Source organism: Klebsiella sp. RCJ4, from assembly GCF_009025755.1.
Taxonomy (GTDB): domain Bacteria; phylum Pseudomonadota; class Gammaproteobacteria; order Enterobacterales; family Enterobacteriaceae; genus Klebsiella; species Klebsiella michiganensis.
On sequence record NZ_WCIN01000011.1, the window covers coordinates 120,662 to 137,779 of the forward strand.

The following is a 17,118-nucleotide window of genomic DNA, read 5'->3' on the forward strand; positions in this document are numbered from 1 at the left end:
GAGATTCTTTGTGATCGCTTTCACGGAGCGTTAAAAGGGTTATTAAAGGTCAATTGCACCAAATAAGTGCCCAATGTTCACACAAATGCACTATATTGGTGCAATGCATTCATTTTGGTGCAGCCCTTTTGCACGATGATGTGCATGATAACGCCTTTTGGGGGCAATTTAAAAGTTGGCACAGATTTCGCTTTATATTTTTTAAGGCAACAACGCCACTTTTCGTAGTTAAAAAGTTTTCGTTTCCACGACGACAATGACCAATCCGGGAGAGTTTAAGTATGTCCGCTGAACACGTTTTGACGATGCTGAACGAGCATGAAGTGAAGTTTGTCGATCTGCGCTTCACCGATACCAAAGGTAAAGAACAGCACGTTACTATTCCTTCTCATCAGGTAAATGCCGAATTCTTCGAAGAAGGCAAAATGTTTGATGGCTCCTCGATTGGCGGCTGGAAAGGTATTAACGAATCCGACATGGTCCTGATGCCGGATGCAACCACCGCGCTGATCGATCCGTTCTATGAAGAACCGACGCTGATCATCCGCTGCGACATCCTGGAACCCGGCACGCTGCAGGGCTATGACCGTGACCCGCGCTCCATTGCTAAGCGCGCTGAAGAGTATCTGCGCTCTACCGGCCTGGCTGACACCGTACTGTTCGGGCCAGAACCAGAATTCTTCCTGTTCGACGACATCCGTTTTGGTGCGTCCATCTCCGGTTCCCACGTTGCTATCGATGATATCGAAGGCGCATGGAACTCCTCCACCAAATACGAAGGCGGCAACAAAGGCCACCGTCCGGGCGTGAAAGGCGGTTACTTCCCGGTTCCGCCGGTAGACTCCTCTCAGGATATCCGCTCCACCATGTGTATGATCATGGAAGAGATGGGCCTGGTTGTTGAAGCTCACCACCACGAAGTGGCGACTGCGGGTCAGAACGAAATCGCTACCCGCTTTAACACCATGACCAAAAAAGCGGACGAAATTCAGATTTACAAATACGTTGTGCACAACGTCGCACACCGTTTCGGCAAAACCGCGACCTTTATGCCAAAACCGATGTTTGGCGATAACGGTTCCGGTATGCACTGCCACATGTCCCTCTCCAAGAACGGCGTAAACCTGTTCTCTGGCGACAAATACGCAGGCCTGTCTGAACAAGCGCTGTACTACATCGGCGGCGTTATCAAACACGCTAAAGCGATTAACGCCCTGGCTAACCCGACCACCAACTCCTACAAGCGTCTGGTCCCGGGTTACGAAGCGCCGGTTATGCTGGCTTACTCTGCCCGTAACCGTTCCGCGTCTATCCGTATTCCGGTTGTCACCTCTCCGAAAGCGCGCCGTATCGAAGTTCGCTTCCCGGACCCGGCGGCTAACCCGTACCTGTGCTTCGCTGCGCTGCTGATGGCTGGCCTTGACGGTATCAAGAACAAAATCCATCCGGGCGAAGCCATGGATAAAAACCTGTACGATCTGCCGCCGGAAGAAGCGAAAGAGATCCCACAGGTTGCAGGTTCTCTGGAAGAAGCACTGAACGCGCTGGACGCAGACCGTGAATTCCTGACCGCCGGTGGCGTATTCACCAACGACGCTATCGATGCTTACATCGCCCTGCGTATTGAAGAAAACGACCGCGTACGTATGACTCCGCACCCGGTTGAGTTCGAGCTGTACTACAGCGTCTAATTTTGCTGTAAATCCGCGGTATTCCGTGTTGTGGCGTGGGATACCAAGGATGTTTTGTTGCCGTGGAAACTTTCAGCCCATCTCAGGATGGGCTTTTTTCTCCACCAACACGCTGATCTCATGAGCTTTTTATACATAAAAAGCTATACTGCACTAAAATAGTGCACTCATTTTCAGGAGACTGTCGAATGGCAACAGGCACACTGCCCGATGCTGGGCAGATCCTTAACTCTTTAATCAACAGTATCTTACTGGTCGATGACGACCTGGCGGTGCATTACGCGAACCCGGCGGCGCAGCAGCTGCTGGCGCAAAGTTCGCGTAAATTATTCGGCACGCCGCTGCCGGAGCTGTTGAGCTATTTCTCGCTGAATATCGGCCTCATGCAGGAGAGCCTCGCTGCGGGTCAAGGGTTTACCGATAACGAAGTGACGCTGGTCATTGATGGCCGCTCGCACATCCTTTCCCTGACGGCGCAACGCCTGCCTGAAGGCTATATCCTGCTGGAAATGGCGCCGATGGATAATCAGCGCCGTCTGAGCCAGGAGCAGCTACAGCACGCACAGCAGATTGCCGCTCGCGACTTAGTGCGTGGCCTGGCCCACGAGATTAAAAATCCGCTGGGTGGTCTGCGCGGCGCGGCACAGCTGCTGAGCAAAGCGCTGCCCGATCCTGCGCTGATGGAATATACCAAAGTCATTATTGAACAGGCCGATCGGTTAAGAAATCTGGTTGACCGTCTGCTGGGACCACAGCATCCCGGAATGCACGTAACAGAAAGCATCCACAAGGTCGCTGAGCGGGTGGTAAAGCTTGTGTCGATGGAGCTGCCGGATAACGTCAAGCTGGTTCGCGACTATGACCCCAGCCTGCCAGAACTGCCGCACGACCCGGACCAAATTGAACAGGTGCTGCTGAATATCGTCCGAAATGCGCTGCAGGCTCTGGGACCGGAGGGCGGCGAAATCACTCTGCGCACCCGTACGGCCTTTCAGTTAACCCTGCACGGCGTGCGCTACCGCCTCGCTGCGCGTATCGACGTTGAAGATAACGGCCCGGGAATACCGTCTCACTTACAGGATACGCTGTTTTATCCGATGGTGAGCGGGCGCGAAGGCGGCACCGGACTCGGGCTGTCTATCGCCCGCAGCCTTATCGATCAGCACTCCGGCAAAATTGAATTTACCAGTTGGCCAGGGCATACCGAATTCTCGGTGTACCTGCCTATTCGGAAGTAGAGGTGTTTATGCAACGAGGGATAGCATGGATCGTTGACGACGATAGCTCCATCCGTTGGGTGCTTGAACGCGCGCTCACCGGGGCAGGCTTAAGTTGTACAACGTTTGAAAGCGGCAACGAGGTGCTTGATGCCCTCACGACCAAAACCCCGGATGTGCTGCTGTCTGATATCCGCATGCCGGGAATGGATGGACTGGCGCTGCTAAAGCAAATTAAACAGCGCCATCCAATGCTCCCGGTCATCATAATGACGGCGCATTCGGATCTTGACGCGGCGGTCAGCGCCTATCAGCAGGGCGCCTTTGATTATCTGCCGAAACCGTTTGATATCGATGAAGCGGTGGCGCTGGTTGATCGTGCCATTAGCCATTACCAGGAACAACAGCAGCCGCGTAATGCGCCGATTAATAGCCCAACGGCCGATATCATCGGCGAAGCGCCGGCCATGCAGGACGTCTTCCGCATTATCGGCCGCCTGTCGCGTTCATCAATCAGCGTACTGATCAACGGCGAGTCCGGTACCGGTAAAGAGCTGGTTGCCCACGCTCTCCACCGCCACAGCCCGCGCTCCAAGGCGCCGTTTATCGCGCTAAATATGGCGGCCATTCCGAAAGATCTGATTGAGTCAGAACTGTTTGGCCACGAGAAAGGGGCCTTTACCGGCGCCAATACCGTGCGCCAGGGGCGATTCGAGCAGGCAGACGGCGGCACGCTGTTCCTCGACGAGATCGGCGATATGCCGCTGGACGTACAGACTCGTCTGCTGCGCGTACTGGCCGATGGCCAGTTTTATCGCGTGGGGGGCTATGCGCCGGTGAAGGTGGATGTACGCATTATTGCCGCCACCCACCAGAACCTTGAGCTGCGCGTCCAGGAAGGAAAATTCCGCGAGGATTTATTCCACCGCCTGAACGTGATTCGCGTCCATCTGCCGCCGCTGCGCGAGCGTCGGGAAGATATCCCGCGACTGGCGAGACATTTCCTGCAAATCGCCGCCCGTGAGCTGGGCGTCGAGGCCAAACAGCTGCATCCGGAGACGGAGATGGCGTTAACCCGGCTGGCATGGCCGGGCAACGTACGTCAGCTGGAAAACACCTGTCGCTGGCTGACGGTAATGGCCGCAGGTCAGGAGGTTCTGACGCAGGATCTTCCCAGCGAGCTGTTTGAAACGGCGATACCGGATAACCCGACGCAAATGCTGCCGGATAGCTGGGCCACGCTGCTGGGGCAATGGGCCGATCGCGCTTTGCGTTCCGGTCATCAAAACCTGCTCTCGGAAGCGCAGCCGGAGATGGAGCGCACGCTGCTGACCACCGCGTTACGCCACACGCAGGGGCATAAACAAGAGGCGGCTCGCCTGCTGGGCTGGGGTCGTAATACCCTGACGCGTAAGCTAAAAGAGTTGGGAATGGAGTAACAGCGCGGCGGCGAGTAAAAAATAGTCATCCAGCGCAAACTGCTGCTATTTTGTACTTTACTGTTGCCATGCGTTGAGTATGATCTTGCCCGGAAAGACGGGGGAGAAATCATGCTTGAATCATTTATTAATATTATATCGAGCGGTGTTGCAGCGGGTCATACGCCGCAGACGGCGGTAGCTGCCGTTCTGTGCGCGGCGATGGTTGGGCTGTTTAGCTGATAATACCCCCGCTCCTTCCTGGAGTGGGGGTATGCTTTATATCACGCGGGAAAACTGCTGCATCCGCGCTTTCTGGCGCAGATACGTATCAAAACACATGCAGATATTGCGTATCAGCAGCCGGCCTTTCGGCGTCACCTGAATGCCCTTCTCATCCACATCCACCAGCCCATCTTTGACCAGCGGCACCAGCAATTTCATATCGTCGGCAAAGTAGCTATCGAAGGTAAGATCCCACTGCGCTTCTACCGCAGCGAAGTCGAGACGGAAGTGACAAATTAGCGCCTTAATCACGTCGCGACGAATGCAGTCATCGCGCGTCAACGCAATACCGCGCCACAGCGCCGTTCCGGTTTCATCAACCTGCTGATAATACTGCTTCAGCTCTTTCTGGTTCTGCGCATAGCAATCGCCAATCATGCTGATCGCCGAGACGCCCATCCCCAGCAGATCGGTGTCTCCCTGGGTGGTATACCCCTGGAAGTTACGATGCAGGATACCTTCACGCTGGGCTATCGCCAGCTCATCATCCGGACGGGCAAAGTGGTCCATGCCGATAAACTGATATCCCGCGGCCGTCAGCGAAACAATCGTCTCCTGAAGAATGTCCAGCTTCTGTTCTGCAGAAGGCAGATCGACGTCTTTGATTTTGCGCTGCGCAGCAAAGAGCGTTGGCAGATGCGCATAGTTGAATACGCTCAGACGATCGGGGTTGAGCTCCGCCACTTTCTGTAGCGTATACGCGAAGCTCTGCGGCGTTTGCTTCGGCAGACCGTAAATCAGGTCGATATTGGTAGAGGTAAAGCCGATATCGCGCGCGTGGTTGAGTAGCGCGAAGATAAACGCTTCATCCTGCTCGCGGTTCACCAGGCGCTGCACTTCTTTGTTGAAGTCCTGCACGCCCATACTCAGGCGATTAAAGCCTTCGAGGCGTAAATGATCCAGGACATCGAGTTCGATTTCGCGCGGATCAACCTCAATGGAGATCTCTGCATCCGCGTTAAAATTGAAATGGGTACGCAGCAGCCCCATCAGACGACTAATTTGCGCCTTGTTTAAATAGGTTGGCGTACCGCCCCCCCAGTGCAGCTGACTAACTTTGCGGCCAGCAAAAAGCGGCGCGCGATGAATAATCTCCTGCTCAAGCACATCCAGATACTGGTCGGCCTTATGCTGCTGACGGGTGACGATTTTGTTGCAGCCGCAGAAATAGCAGAGTTTATGGCAAAACGGGATATGCACGTACAGCGAGAGGGGACGCTGCGGATAGCGGGCTACCGCCGCATCAAATTCAGCGGCGCCAAATTCTGGAGAAAACTCCAGCGCGGTGGGATACGAAGTATAACGCGGCCCGGAATAGTTATATTTCTGGATCAGGGCCAGATCCCAGTCGATTAACTGCACAGACATGCTCACTCCTTCCGATGGTACCGTCGGCGGGTACGCCGCCCCGGCCCAACCGCACCTCGGGTAATGAGCCGGTTGCGCAGCCATTTCTGACGCCGCGACAACCGTCGTAGTTTAACGAATAACCACAGCAGATAACATATAACCAGAAGGGTTATAAGCAGGACCGGGAATCCGATGGGGTGCAAACGTTAGTTTCCACCCTTCAGCAGGCGCATCATATCTTCTTTGCGCTCTTCCTCTTCTTCATCTTCGTCATCATCGTATGAGAGGCCCAGCTGCTGCATCAGCTCATCAATACGATCCAGCTTAGCGTCAACCCAGGCTTGCTCTTCAGCATTAAGGGTACCGCCCTCTTCCAGACGTTCCAGCAGCGCGTCCAGGCGCTCATCGTTCTCCAGCAAATCCAGCTCAGCCTGCGGTGAAAGCATAGGTTTCTCGCTCTTTGGTTTATGCTGCTTAATCGCCGGAGCATTTTCAGTTACGCCCAGCGGGATTGGTTTTTTACTGCCAATTCGGGGATCTTGCTGCTGACCTTGTTTTTTACCTGCTGAAGCGGTGTCGCCGCCGGTCGCACGACTTCCTGCCGCGTGGCCGCGATGCTTCTTCTGATGCTTGCGCTCGCGGGCTTCCTGGTTCAATTCTTCACGCGTTTTGCGATTTTTTTTACCGCGAGGTACGGATGTCGGTTTTTTCATGTTGTGTAATCTTCAGGCCGTTTTCTTCAGTATAGAATTGAGGCGGAATCTAGCAGAAAGCAAGCAAAGAAAAAAGGCGACAGATTACTCTGTCGCCTTTTTCCGCACTGATAACCCTTAATGGGCTTCTACTTTCCATGTTAGCTAACGACACACCCTGTCTTTCCTTTAGCTACCAACGATCCCTGTTACATCCATTTCCTTTTAAAACGTCTCCAGACGTTTGTCATCCTGACAATCCGTAGTCTTCGCCTCCTGGCGCTTCCTGACTCCTCATCCTGAGTCATAATCCTGTTAGCATCCTCGCCCTTGACCGCTACTTTACTGGTTTGCGGGAAACCTACAACCGACTGTACAGAAAAAAAACGAGTTTCAGAATTTTCTTTCATTTCAACGCAATGATTTATATAACTTTGTATTATTTTTAATCAGACTTTTCTCATGAATTTCTCATATAACCAATAGCCAATGTCTCACAAAGACTGTGGTTTTAACTTACAGCGATGAGGTGCGGTAAAAACAGCCTTTTTCTGTTGTTCAGGTATAATCCCCGTCAAAGCCTGATTTAACGGAGACGACCGTCTTGACCAACTGGAATTATCAACTGACGCATTTTGTCACTAGCGCGCCAGATATCCGCCATCTTCCTGCCGATACCGGTATTGAAGTGGCCTTTGCTGGCCGCTCTAACGCCGGGAAATCCAGCGCGCTGAACACGCTGACTAACCAGAAAAGCCTCGCGCGTACTTCGAAGACGCCAGGCCGTACGCAGCTTATTAACCTGTTTGAAGTCGCTGAAGGCAAGCGCCTGGTCGACCTGCCGGGCTATGGATATGCCCAGGTTCCGGAAGAGATGAAAATCAAGTGGCAGCGCGCGCTGGGTGAATATCTGGAGAAACGCCTCTGTCTGAAAGGGCTGGTTGTGTTGATGGATATTCGTCATCCGCTTAAAGATCTCGATCAGCAGATGATCCAATGGGCGGTGGAAAGCGATATCCCGGTACTGGTGCTGCTAACCAAAGCCGATAAGCTGGCCAGCGGCGCGCGAAAAGCGCAGATCGCCATGGTTCGTGAAGCGGTCACCGCCTTTAACGGAGATGTGCAGGTCGAAGCGTTTTCTTCCCTGAAGAAGCAGGGCGTGGATAAACTACGGCAGAAGCTGGATAGCTGGTATAACGATATCCCTCCTCAGGAAGCCTCTGAAGACGGCGAATAATCTCGCTAACTTCTCCGGATAGCGGCGCGTGGGGCTCTATCCGGGTAGCCCGCCTCATCAGCATCGATACGCAAAAAATTTTCTTTCGCGCAATAAAAAACGCCCCGGTCATAAATGACCGGGGCGGCTAAAATATTCAGCCAAATCCGATTACGTGAAGTAAAAGGTCTGAAAGATAGAACATCTTACCTCTGTACCCTACGTCTTTAACTCTACTCTTCTTTCGGTTACGGATAAAGCATTTTTTGTAGTTTTTTTTCACTCTTTACATAGCAAATTCAAATGATCATCACAAAATGCGATAAGTTATGTTACTCACTTACAAGAAATGACCTTCCTTACCGAATACTTAGTGCGCTTGATCCCAGTTTTCTCCACTACCCACTTCCACCAGCAGCGGAACCGCCAGCGTCGTGCTGCTTTCCATCAGTTCGTGGATCTTTTTCGCAACCGCCTCAAGGTCGTCTTTATGCACTTCAAAGACCAGTTCATCGTGTACCTGCATAATCATCCGCACGCGCGGTTTTTCGCTTAATAACCAGCTATCTACGGCGATCATCGCGCGCTTAATAATGTCGGCAGCGGTTCCCTGCATCGGCGCATTGATCGCCGCACGCTCGGCACCGGCGCGGCGCGCGCCGTTGCTGGATTTGATGTCAGGCAGGTAGAGACGACGGCCATCAAGCGTTTCAACATACCCCTGCTCTTTGGCCTGGGTGCGGGTGCGCTCCATATACTCCAGCACGCCCGGATAGCGCTCAAAGTAGAGATCCATATACTTTTGCGCTTCTTTGCGTGGAATATTGAGCTGGCGCGCAAGGCCGAATGCGCTCATGCCGTAAATCAGGCCGAAGTTGATCGCCTTCGCGCTGCGGCGCTGTTCGCTGCTGACGCTCTCCAGCGGCAAACCAAAGACCTCTGCCGCCGTCGCGCGATGGATATCCTTCCCTTCCGCAAACGCGGTCAGCAGGCCCTTGTCGCGGGAAAGATGCGCCATGATGCGCAGTTCAATTTGCGAGTAGTCGGCAGAGACAATGAGATAATCTTCCGGAGCAATAAACGCCTGACGGATACGCCGCCCTTCTTCGTTGCGCACCGGAATGTTCTGCAGGTTCGGGTCTGTAGACGACAAACGTCCCGTTGCCGTAACCGCCTGGTGATAAGAGGTGTGAACCCGGCCCGTTTTCGGGCTGATCATCAGCGGCAGCTTATCGGTATAGGTGGATTTGAGTTTTGCCAGACCACGATACTCGAGGATGACTTTCGGCAGCGGATAGTCCAGCGCCAGCTCTTCCAGCACCTCTTCCGAGGTAGACGGCGCGCCGCCCGGGGTTTTCTTCAGCGGCTTAATACCTTGTTTTTCAAACAGGATGGTTTGCAGCTGCTTCGGCGAAGAGAGGTTAAACTCCTCACCCGCGATATCATACGCCTTCTTCTCCAGCTCAATCAGGCGTTTGGCTATCTCCTGAGAATGCGCATGCAGCACGGCCGGATCAATCTTCACTCCGTTACGCTCCACGCGGGATAGCACCGGCACCAGCGGCATTTCAATATTTTTAAAGACGTTCAGCGGGCCTTCATTTTGCTGAAGTTCAGGCCACATTTTGAGGTGCAGCTGCAGCGTGACATCGGCATCTTCCGCCGCGTAGCGGCCCGCTTCTTCCAGCGCGATCTGATTGAAGGTGAGCTGGTTTTTACCTTTACCCGCAATCTCTTCAAAGGTAATGGTTTTGTGCTTCAGCCAGCGATCGGAGAGGCTATCCATATCATGGCGGCCCGCCACGCTGTCAAGAATGTAGGATTCCAGCATGGTATCAAAGGCAATACCGCGCAGTTCAATGCCGTAGTTAGCCAGGATACCGCGGTCATATTTGAGGTTTTGCCCAACCTTCAGAACCTTGTCATCTTCCAGTAGCGGTTTCAGCAGCTCAAGGACACGGTCGCGCGGGATCTGATCCGGTGCATCCAGATAATCATGGGCAACCGGTACATAGGCCGCAACGCCAGGCTCAATGGCGAAGGATAAGCCAACCATATTGGCGGATACGTTATCGAGGCTGTCAGTTTCGGTATCAAAGGCAAAAAGCGGCGCTTTCTTCAGGCTCTCAATCCAGGTCAACAACGTTTCTTCATCAAGGATCGTGACATAATTTTCAGAAGAGAGCGCCGTCGCGGTTTCCTCCTCCGCATCGGCCACGTCAGTCACCGCTACAACCGCCTTCGCCGCAGGCTTAGCGCCTTTTGCCTGCATCCACTTGCCGGACTCTACATCGGTGATCCAGCGTTTGAATTCATATTTTTTAAACAGCGTGAGCAGTTCATCAGCGACGGGTTGCGCAACCAGCAAATCTTCACAGCCCAGCTCCAGCTCAACGTCCGTTTTGATCGTCGCCAGCTGATAAGAGAGGTATGCCACCTCTTTATTCTGTTCCAGCTTTGCGGCCATCGTTTTTGCGCCGCGGAAGGTCAGCCCGGCGATTTTTTCAGGCTCAGCATATAACGTATCAAGACCACCCAGCCCCTGCAGTAACGCCTGCGCAGTCTTTTCTCCCACGCCAGGTACGCCGGGAATATTGTCCGATGAATCTCCCATCAGAGCCAGAAAATCGATGATCAGCTCCGGTGGTACGCCGTATTTCGTCACCACTTCATCGGGGCCAAGGATAGTATTGGTCATGGTGTTAATCAGCGTAATACCCGGCGTAACCAGCTGGGCCATATCTTTATCGCCGGTGCTAATCAGTACCGGACGCCCGACCTTTTCAGCTTCGCGCGCCAGGGTACCGATGACATCATCGGCTTCTACGCCAGGAACAGCCATTAGCGGCAGGCCCATCGCTTTTACCATGGCATGCAGCGGCTCGATCTGCGCACGCAGATCGTCCGGCATCGGCGGGCGATGAGATTTATAGTGCTCAAACAGTTCATCACGGAAAGTCTTCCCCTTGGCATCAAACACGACGACAGCGTGGGTCGGTTGATACTGCAGGATCAGGCTTCGCAGCATATTCAGCACGCCATACATTGCGCCTGTCGGTTCACCAGCGCTATTCGTCAGCGGGGGGAACGCGTGATATGCCCGATAAAGGTAAGAGGAGCCGTCAACGAGGATGAGAGGGTTTTCTGGGATCTGAACCATAATTTCCGTGCCTGTTTATCAGATTATCGGTAAAGGATGCCACAGACGGGCATTAAATCCTGAATTTTTCCCGCATTTCGTCGAAAAGATTCTGCGATCCTTTCGATCGCGTTATGGGCTATCCTGTGGATAACTTTGTGAATATTTTTATAACGACAGCCAAACAATCGTTAATCAAATCATCCATAAACAAATTATTTCATATTTATCATTAAGTTATACACTCATAATTTGCTTTAATAACATCATGGCGACTCAATGTTCCATGTGGATATAAGATCCGAAAATTTTTCTGTTCTGGTAAGACCCGTTATTTACGCTATTTTCTGGTAAAATCAGCCTCTTGCGCCGTTTAAACGCGTTCTTTGACAGCCTAACTTTCTGAATAAATTAACTATGTCGAGATTACTCGCCGCGATAACGCTCCCGCTGAGTATCGCCCTGACTATCATAGTCACCATAATCTGCTCGGTGCCAATCATCGTCGCCGGGCTGATTAAACTTCTTGTGCCTATTCCTGCGGTCTGGCGCTCGATATCCATTTTTTGCAATTTCATGATGTACTGCTGGTGTGAAGGGCTGGCTCTGCTGCTGCGTCTTAATCCCTGGCTTAAATGGGATGTACAGGGCCTGGATGGCCTGAATAAGAAAAACTGGTATCTGCTCATCAGCAACCACCATAGCTGGGCAGATATCGTGGTGCTTTGCGTGCTGTTTCGCAAACATATCCCGATGAATAAATATTTCCTCAAGCAACAGCTCGCCTGGGTGCCGTTTATTGGGCTGGCCTGCTGGGCGCTGGATATGCCTTTTATGCGCCGCTATTCCCGAGGCTATTTACTCCGCCATCCAGAACGCCGGGGCAAAGATGTTGAAACCACTCGCCGCTCCTGCGAGAAATTCCGCGCGCATCCAACAACGATTGTTAACTTTGTCGAAGGCTCTCGTTTCACGGAAGAAAAGCAACAGCAGACCCGTTCGCCTTACCAGAATCTGTTATCGCCAAAGGCTGCGGGTATTGCCATGGCATTAAACGTGCTCGGCTCGCAGTTTGATAAGCTTTTGAACGTCACGTTATGCTATCCGGAAAACAACCAAAAGCCGTTTTATGACATGCTGAGCGGCCGATTAACGCGGGTTGTGGTGCGAGTCAGTCTTGAACCTGTGATGGAAGAGCTGCACGGCGATTATGTAAATGACAAAAACTTTAAGCGACGCTTTCAGCGCTGGCTAAACAGGCTTTGGGAAGAGAAAGATCGGCAGCTAACGGAAATAATGCAGCAGGCAGAGAAATAATTGTGGGCGCAGAAAAGAAAAACGCCGGTCAGTAACCGGCGTTTATTTTTTATTTCTTCTCAACGAGCTGCTTAACGGTATCGGCATACTGGGCAACAAATGCGTCCATGTTGCTGGTATCCATACCCTGCGGGTTTAGCTGGTATTTACCGTTAACGTACATAGCCGGCACGCCCTGCAGCTGGAAATCAGCGGCGGCTTTCTCTTGCTGAGCCACCAGGGATTTCACCACGAAGCTGTTCCAGGCTGCATCGTAATCTTCACCTTTAACGCCGGCGTCAACGAAGACCTTACGGATATCGGCCACGGTCTGGACGGTCTGGTTTTTCTGTACCGCTTCAAACATCGGCACGGTGATTTTATCTTCCACGCCCAGCGCCATCGCAACGGCCCACGCCTGAGTCAGATCCTTGCCTAACGGACCCAGGAACTCAACGTGGTATTTCGTCATTTTTACGCCTTCAGGCAGCTTTTTCTTCACGTTATCTGATACATGAAGAACTTCCTCAAACTGATAGCAATGCGGGCAGTAGAACGAGAAAAACTCGAGCACCTGCGGCTCACCGGCAACGGGCTTATCGAGGGTAATGTACTGCTTACCGTCGGTGATCTGGGCAGCGGATGCACTGAAAGCCAGAATCATACCAGCCAGCGCCAGCCAAATTTTTTTCATGATTAATTCTCTCCTGGATATATCACATTAATACATTGGCGTTAACTGAAGAGGCGGTTCCTGCAGAACCTTTACCTGCTCAAGAAAAGTTGTTGTCTGCCCGCGCCAGTAATCTTCCCCGGTTAACCACGGGAAGTTTTTAGGAAAAGCGGGATCTTCCCAGCGCCTTAATAACCACGCCAGATAATAAACTAACCGCATTGCACGTAAAGGTTCGATAAGGGCAATTTCATCGGTATTGAAAGCGCCGAACTCTTCATACGCTTCAATGATCATCTCAAGCTGCATCCGTTGCTCGGCTTTATCGCCGTTCAACAACATCCACAGATCCTGGATAGCAGGTCCATTACGTGAATCATCTAAATCAACAAACAGTGGCCCATCGCGCCAGAGGATGTTTCCCGCATGGCAATCACCGTGTAACCGTAAAATACTGGCGCGTCCGTGCCATTGCGCCATTACCGCATCAATCAGCTTATCGGTAGCGCTGAGAAAAGCCTCTTTCAGACCTGCAGGTATCAGCGGGGAAAGCTCAAAGACCTGGCGTGGCTCAAGAAGATACTCATTCGTCCCTATCTCCGGACGCGCGACAAAACGCTGTTTGCGTCCAGTTTGATGCAGACGGCCAAGGTAGCGCCCAACCCATTCCATCTGATCGAGGTTATCCGCCTCAAACTGACGTCCACCCAGGCTTGGGAATACGGCGAAAAAGAATCCCTGATGCTGATGAAGGGTACTGTCGTTAAACGACAACGGCGCCGCTACAGGGACTTCGTCCTGCACGAGCTGGAGGGAAAACTGATGTTCTTCGAGGATCTGTTGGGCTGACCAGCGCTCAGGACGATAGAACTTCACCACATAGCGGCGACGATCTTCGTCCTGAAACTGGTAAACCCGGTTCTCATAGCTATTAAGCGGTGTGAGACCGGAGTCCACCCGCATTCCCAGATCAAATAAGCCATCAATGATGGTATCCGGGTGAAGCGTCTGAAAAGTGAAAGCCTTATCGTGCATCCTGACATCCGATAATCGTACGAATGATACAGGATATCATCTCATTGCCGATTCCGCGGCAGCGCTTACAACCTTTTACTCTTTAATCACGCCGCGAGCGCGTAGCAGCGCGGTTTTAAAATCTTCTTCATAATCTTTCTGAATCCCGGGAATAACAGCTTCTTTTGCCGAGTCGCGCATCTTCAGATGATAAATCAGAATATCGTCGGAGAGATCGTTCAACTCACCGGTGTATCCGGCCTCTTTCGCCAGTTTTTGCAAAAATTGCATTAAATTCAGCTCGGGTTCTTTCTGCCAGGCTGGCTGGAGGAGTTCAATGACTTCATTCAGACGTTTACATTTCATAGCAATGCTCCTTACTCTTGATAGGAATACGTTAGCAGGGACAATCCCACAATGAAAGAGGCGATATTAATATGCAGGGCAAGGTCATAACCGGCGTCGTGCTGGCGGGAGGAAGAGGCTCGCGCATGGGAGGAATAGATAAAGGATTACAGCTGCTGAAAGGTAAAGCCCTGTGGCGTCATGTCGCCGATGCGCTGCAGCCGCAGGTTACAAAGCTGGTAATTAGCGCTAACCGCAATCTTGATTGCTGGCGAAGCAGCGGCTACCCGATTATTACCGACTCTCTGAACGACTTTCCCGGGCCGTTGGCCGGCATGCTTTCCGTAATGCATCAGGTTGAGGGCGAGTGGTTTCTGTTTTGTCCCTGTGATACGCCATTTATCCCATCATTTCTGGCGACGCGCTTAATACAGCAGAAAAATTCCTCTCCAGCCGTTTGGGTACACGATGGTGAACGTGACCATCCGGCCATTGCTCTGGTGAATCGCGAGGCGATCGGCGAACTGGAAACGTATCTGGCCGCAGGAGAAAGACGGGTAATGATATTTCTGCGCAAAATTGGCGGTCATAGCGTCGATTTTAGCGATGTAAAATCAGCATTTATTAACGTCAATACTCTCGACGATTTGCAACGTATGCAGGTGCCATCATGATCCCGCTTTTAGCCATCGCAGCCTGGAGCGGTACAGGTAAAACCACCCTACTGAAGTCGCTGATTCCGGCACTGCGCGCGGAAGGCTTACGGCCAGGGCTAATTAAACATACTCATCATGATATGGACGTGGATAAGCCCGGTAAAGACAGCTATGAACTGCGTAAAGCCGGAGCGGCTCAGACGATTGTCGCCAGCTCCCAGCGTTGGGCATTAATGACGGAAACACCCGAAGAGCCTCCGCTGGATCTGGAATGGCTGGTTAGCCGAATGGATGCATCAACGTTAGATTTAGTCCTGGTTGAGGGTTTTAAGCATGAAGCTGTGCCCAAAATCCTGCTTTTTCGGCAAAACAGCGGACATAGTATTGAAGAATTAGCTTATGACGATGACGTGATTGCCATAGCCAGCGATACGCCGGTCGAGACGTCGCTTCCATTGTTAGATTTAAATGATGTCCCGCAAATAGCCGCTTTTATTATGCAGTGGTTAAAGGGGTTTAACGAGGACCGATAGTTATTGCAGAGATATAGCCATGATCGCGCCTTCTGAAGGCATCTGCTGATAGTTTCAGGCGACAAAAACGCAAAAAGCCCATCCGTCAGGATGGGCTCTTCACTTGTTTGATGCCTGGCAGTTCCCTACTCTCACATGGGGAGACCCCACACTACCATCGGCGCTACGGCGTTTCACTTCTGAGTTCGGCATGGGGTCAGGTGGGACCACCGCGCTAGTGCCGCCAGGCAAATTCTTTGTGCTCAGTACGCAATTCTTTATCGCATCAGCTGCGTTGCCCGCGCTCGTAAAGTCAGTCACATACCTCAGTATGCTCCTTCCTTTCCTTCGCTTGTCGCCTTGCTGCTGCGCAAATTATTGCGTACTCAACTCTGAATCTAAGCTGAAAATCTCTCAATCCGCCAAAACATCTTCGGCGTTGTAAGGTTAAGCCTCACGGTTCATTAGTACCGGTTAGCTCAACGCATCGCTGCGCTTACACACCCGGCCTATCAACGTCGTCGTCTTCAACGTTCCTTCAGGACCCTTAAAGGGTCAGGGAGAACTCATCTCGGGGCAAGTTTCGTGCTTAGATGCTTTCAGCACTTATCTCTTCCGCATTTAGCTACCGGGCAATGCCATTGGCATGACAACCCGAACACCAGTGATGCGTCCACTCCGGTCCTCTCGTACTAGGAGCAGCCCCCCTCAATTCTCCAGCGCCCACGGCAGATAGGGACCGAACTGTCTCACGACGTTCTAAACCCAGCTCGCGTACCACTTTAAATGGCGAACAGCCATACCCTTGGGACCTACTTCAGCCCCAGGATGTGATGAGCCGACATCGAGGTGCCAAACACCGCCGTCGATATGAACTCTTGGGCGGTATCAGCCTGTTATCCCCGGAGTACCTTTTATCCGTTGAGCGATGGCCCTTCCATTCAGAACCACCGGATCACTATGACCTGCTTTCGCACCTGCTCGCGCCGTCACGCTCGCAGTCAAGCCAGCTTATGCCATTGCACTAACCTCCTGATGTCCGACCAGGATTAGCTGACCTTCGTGCTCCTCCGTTACTCTTTAGGAGGAGACCGCCCCAGTCAAACTACCCACCAGACACTGTCCGCAACCCGGATTACGGGCCCACGTTAGAACACCAGCCATTAAAGGGTGGTATTTCAAGGATGGCTCCATGCAGACTGGCGTCCACACTTCAAAGCCTCCCACCTATCCTACACATCAAGGACCAGTGTTCAGTGTCAAGCTATAGTAAAGGTTCACGGGGTCTTTCCGTCTTGCCGCGGGTACACTGCATCTTCACAGCGAGTTCAATTTCACTGAGTCTCGGGTGGAGACAGCCTGGCCATCATTACGCCATTCGTGCAGGTCGGAACTTACCCGACAAGGAATTTCGCTACCTTAGGACCGTTATAGTTACGGCCGCCGTTTACCGGGGCTTCGATCAAGAGCTTCTCCGCGAGGATAACCCCATCAATTAACCTTCCGGCACCGGGCAGGCGTCACACCGTATACGTCCACTTTCGTGTTTGCACAGTGCTGTGTTTTTAATAAACAGTTGCAGCCAGCTGGTATCTTCGACTGATTTCAGCTCCA

General features: G+C 52.3%; 14 protein-coding genes and 2 rRNA genes. 8 read left to right on the top strand and 8 right to left on the bottom strand.

The window, feature by feature from the left end; all coding sequences use genetic code 11:
• Positions 1-281: 281 nt before the first annotated feature.
• The 4 genes from glnA (at position 282) to F8562_RS03925 (ending at position 4,569) form a co-directional block, all read left to right on the top strand.
• Positions 282-1,691: a glutamate--ammonia ligase gene (glnA, locus tag F8562_RS03910; protein ID WP_004127100.1), complete on the top strand. Its 1,410-nt coding sequence runs from the start codon at positions 282-284 to the stop codon at positions 1,689-1,691.
• A 188-nt stretch (positions 1,692-1,879) separates the two neighbouring features.
• A complete protein-coding gene (gene glnL / locus F8562_RS03915) occupies positions 1,880-2,929 on the top strand; it encodes a nitrogen regulation protein NR(II) (RefSeq protein ID WP_004127098.1) in 1,050 nt (349 codons plus the stop codon).
• Between the two features lie 8 nt (positions 2,930-2,937).
• Complete coding sequence (glnG, locus tag F8562_RS03920) at positions 2,938-4,347, top strand: nitrogen regulation protein NR(I) (protein WP_094909521.1); 1,410 nt, start codon at positions 2,938-2,940, stop codon at positions 4,345-4,347.
• 111 nt (positions 4,348-4,458) lie between these two features.
• On the top strand, positions 4,459-4,569 hold the full coding sequence (locus F8562_RS03925) for a YshB family small membrane protein (protein ID WP_004855828.1): 111 nt from the start codon (positions 4,459-4,461) through the stop codon (positions 4,567-4,569).
• A gap of 36 nt (positions 4,570-4,605) precedes the next feature.
• Here F8562_RS03925 and hemN read toward each other — a convergent pair whose 3' ends face one another.
• The gene (gene hemN, locus F8562_RS03930) at positions 4,606-5,979 is read right to left on the bottom strand and encodes an oxygen-independent coproporphyrinogen III oxidase (protein ID WP_014836996.1); all 1,374 of its coding nucleotides are present in this window, start codon (positions 5,977-5,979) and stop codon (positions 4,606-4,608) included.
• Between the two features lie 188 nt (positions 5,980-6,167).
• Positions 6,168-6,674, bottom strand: coding sequence for a Der GTPase-activating protein YihI (gene yihI, locus F8562_RS03940; RefSeq protein WP_014227367.1), 507 nt, complete (start codon positions 6,672-6,674; stop codon positions 6,168-6,170).
• 583 nt (positions 6,675-7,257) lie between these two features.
• Here yihI and yihA point away from each other — a divergent pair.
• Positions 7,258-7,890: a ribosome biogenesis GTP-binding protein YihA/YsxC gene (yihA, locus tag F8562_RS03945; protein ID WP_004855823.1), complete on the top strand. Its 633-nt coding sequence runs from the start codon at positions 7,258-7,260 to the stop codon at positions 7,888-7,890.
• A 349-nt stretch (positions 7,891-8,239) separates the two neighbouring features.
• Here yihA and polA read toward each other — a convergent pair whose 3' ends face one another.
• Positions 8,240-11,029, bottom strand: a complete 2,790-nt coding sequence (gene polA / locus F8562_RS03955) for a DNA polymerase I (RefSeq protein ID WP_032719412.1) — start codon at positions 11,027-11,029, stop codon at positions 8,240-8,242.
• Positions 11,030-11,425: 396 nt separating this feature from the next.
• On the opposite strand from polA, the gene F8562_RS03960 reads away from it, so the two are divergent.
• Positions 11,426-12,325: an acyltransferase gene (locus F8562_RS03960; RefSeq protein WP_014227365.1), complete on the top strand. Its 900-nt coding sequence runs from the start codon at positions 11,426-11,428 to the stop codon at positions 12,323-12,325.
• A 49-nt stretch (positions 12,326-12,374) separates the two neighbouring features.
• On the opposite strand, the gene dsbA is transcribed toward F8562_RS03960, so the two are convergent.
• From dsbA to F8562_RS03975, 3 genes are all read right to left on the bottom strand, one after another.
• Positions 12,375-12,998, bottom strand: coding sequence for a thiol:disulfide interchange protein DsbA (gene dsbA / locus F8562_RS03965; RefSeq protein ID WP_004855816.1), 624 nt, complete (start codon positions 12,996-12,998; stop codon positions 12,375-12,377).
• Positions 12,999-13,025: 27 nt separating this feature from the next.
• A complete protein-coding gene (locus F8562_RS03970; protein ID WP_014839875.1) occupies positions 13,026-14,012 on the bottom strand; it encodes a serine/threonine protein kinase in 987 nt (328 codons plus the stop codon).
• A gap of 75 nt (positions 14,013-14,087) precedes the next feature.
• Positions 14,088-14,357 carry a YihD family protein gene (locus tag F8562_RS03975; protein WP_004855810.1) on the bottom strand — a complete coding sequence of 90 codons (270 nt, stop codon included), beginning with the start codon at positions 14,355-14,357 and terminating at the stop codon, positions 14,088-14,090.
• A gap of 71 nt (positions 14,358-14,428) precedes the next feature.
• Between F8562_RS03975 and mobA the strand changes: the two genes are divergently transcribed.
• Positions 14,429-15,010: a molybdenum cofactor guanylyltransferase MobA gene (mobA, locus tag F8562_RS03980; protein ID WP_014839874.1), complete on the top strand. Its 582-nt coding sequence runs from the start codon at positions 14,429-14,431 to the stop codon at positions 15,008-15,010.
• On the top strand, positions 15,007-15,525 hold the full coding sequence (mobB, locus tag F8562_RS03985) for a molybdopterin-guanine dinucleotide biosynthesis protein MobB (RefSeq protein ID WP_014839873.1): 519 nt from the start codon (positions 15,007-15,009) through the stop codon (positions 15,523-15,525). Before mobA ends, mobB begins: the two co-directional genes overlap by 4 nt.
• A 112-nt stretch (positions 15,526-15,637) precedes the next feature.
• On the opposite strand, the gene rrf is transcribed toward mobB, so the two are convergent.
• Together rrf and F8562_RS03995 are read right to left on the bottom strand one after the other, a co-directional pair.
• Positions 15,638-15,753, bottom strand: a 5S ribosomal RNA gene (gene rrf / locus F8562_RS03990).
• Between the two features lie 194 nt (positions 15,754-15,947).
• Positions 15,948-17,118 (bottom strand): 23S ribosomal RNA (locus F8562_RS03995); the annotation flags it as partial.

Bases quoted from the DNA above. Each gene is read 5' to 3' on its own strand.
- glnA (WP_004127100.1), top strand. From the start codon at position 282: ATGTCCGCTGAACACGTTTTGACGATGCTGAACGAGCATGAAGTGAAG.
- glnL (WP_004127098.1), top strand. From the start codon at position 1,880: ATGGCAACAGGCACACTGCCCGATGCTGGGCAGATCCTTAACTCTTTA.
- glnG (WP_094909521.1), top strand. From the start codon at position 2,938: ATGCAACGAGGGATAGCATGGATCGTTGACGACGATAGCTCCATCCGT.
- F8562_RS03925 (WP_004855828.1), top strand. From the start codon at position 4,459: ATGCTTGAATCATTTATTAATATTATATCGAGCGGTGTTGCAGCGGGT.
- hemN (WP_014836996.1), bottom strand. From the start codon at position 5,979: ATGTCTGTGCAGTTAATCGACTGGGATCTGGCCCTGATCCAGAAATAT.
- yihI (WP_014227367.1), bottom strand. From the start codon at position 6,674: ATGAAAAAACCGACATCCGTACCTCGCGGTAAAAAAAATCGCAAAACG.
- polA (WP_032719412.1), bottom strand. From the start codon at position 11,029: ATGGTTCAGATCCCAGAAAACCCTCTCATCCTCGTTGACGGCTCCTCT.
- F8562_RS03960 (WP_014227365.1), top strand. From the start codon at position 11,426: ATGTCGAGATTACTCGCCGCGATAACGCTCCCGCTGAGTATCGCCCTG.
- dsbA (WP_004855816.1), bottom strand. From the start codon at position 12,998: ATGAAAAAAATTTGGCTGGCGCTGGCTGGTATGATTCTGGCTTTCAGT.
- F8562_RS03970 (WP_014839875.1), bottom strand. From the start codon at position 14,012: ATGCACGATAAGGCTTTCACTTTTCAGACGCTTCACCCGGATACCATC.
- F8562_RS03975 (WP_004855810.1), bottom strand. From the start codon at position 14,357: ATGAAATGTAAACGTCTGAATGAAGTCATTGAACTCCTCCAGCCAGCC.
- mobA (WP_014839874.1), top strand. From the start codon at position 14,429: ATGCAGGGCAAGGTCATAACCGGCGTCGTGCTGGCGGGAGGAAGAGGC.
- mobB (WP_014839873.1), top strand. From the start codon at position 15,007: ATGATCCCGCTTTTAGCCATCGCAGCCTGGAGCGGTACAGGTAAAACC.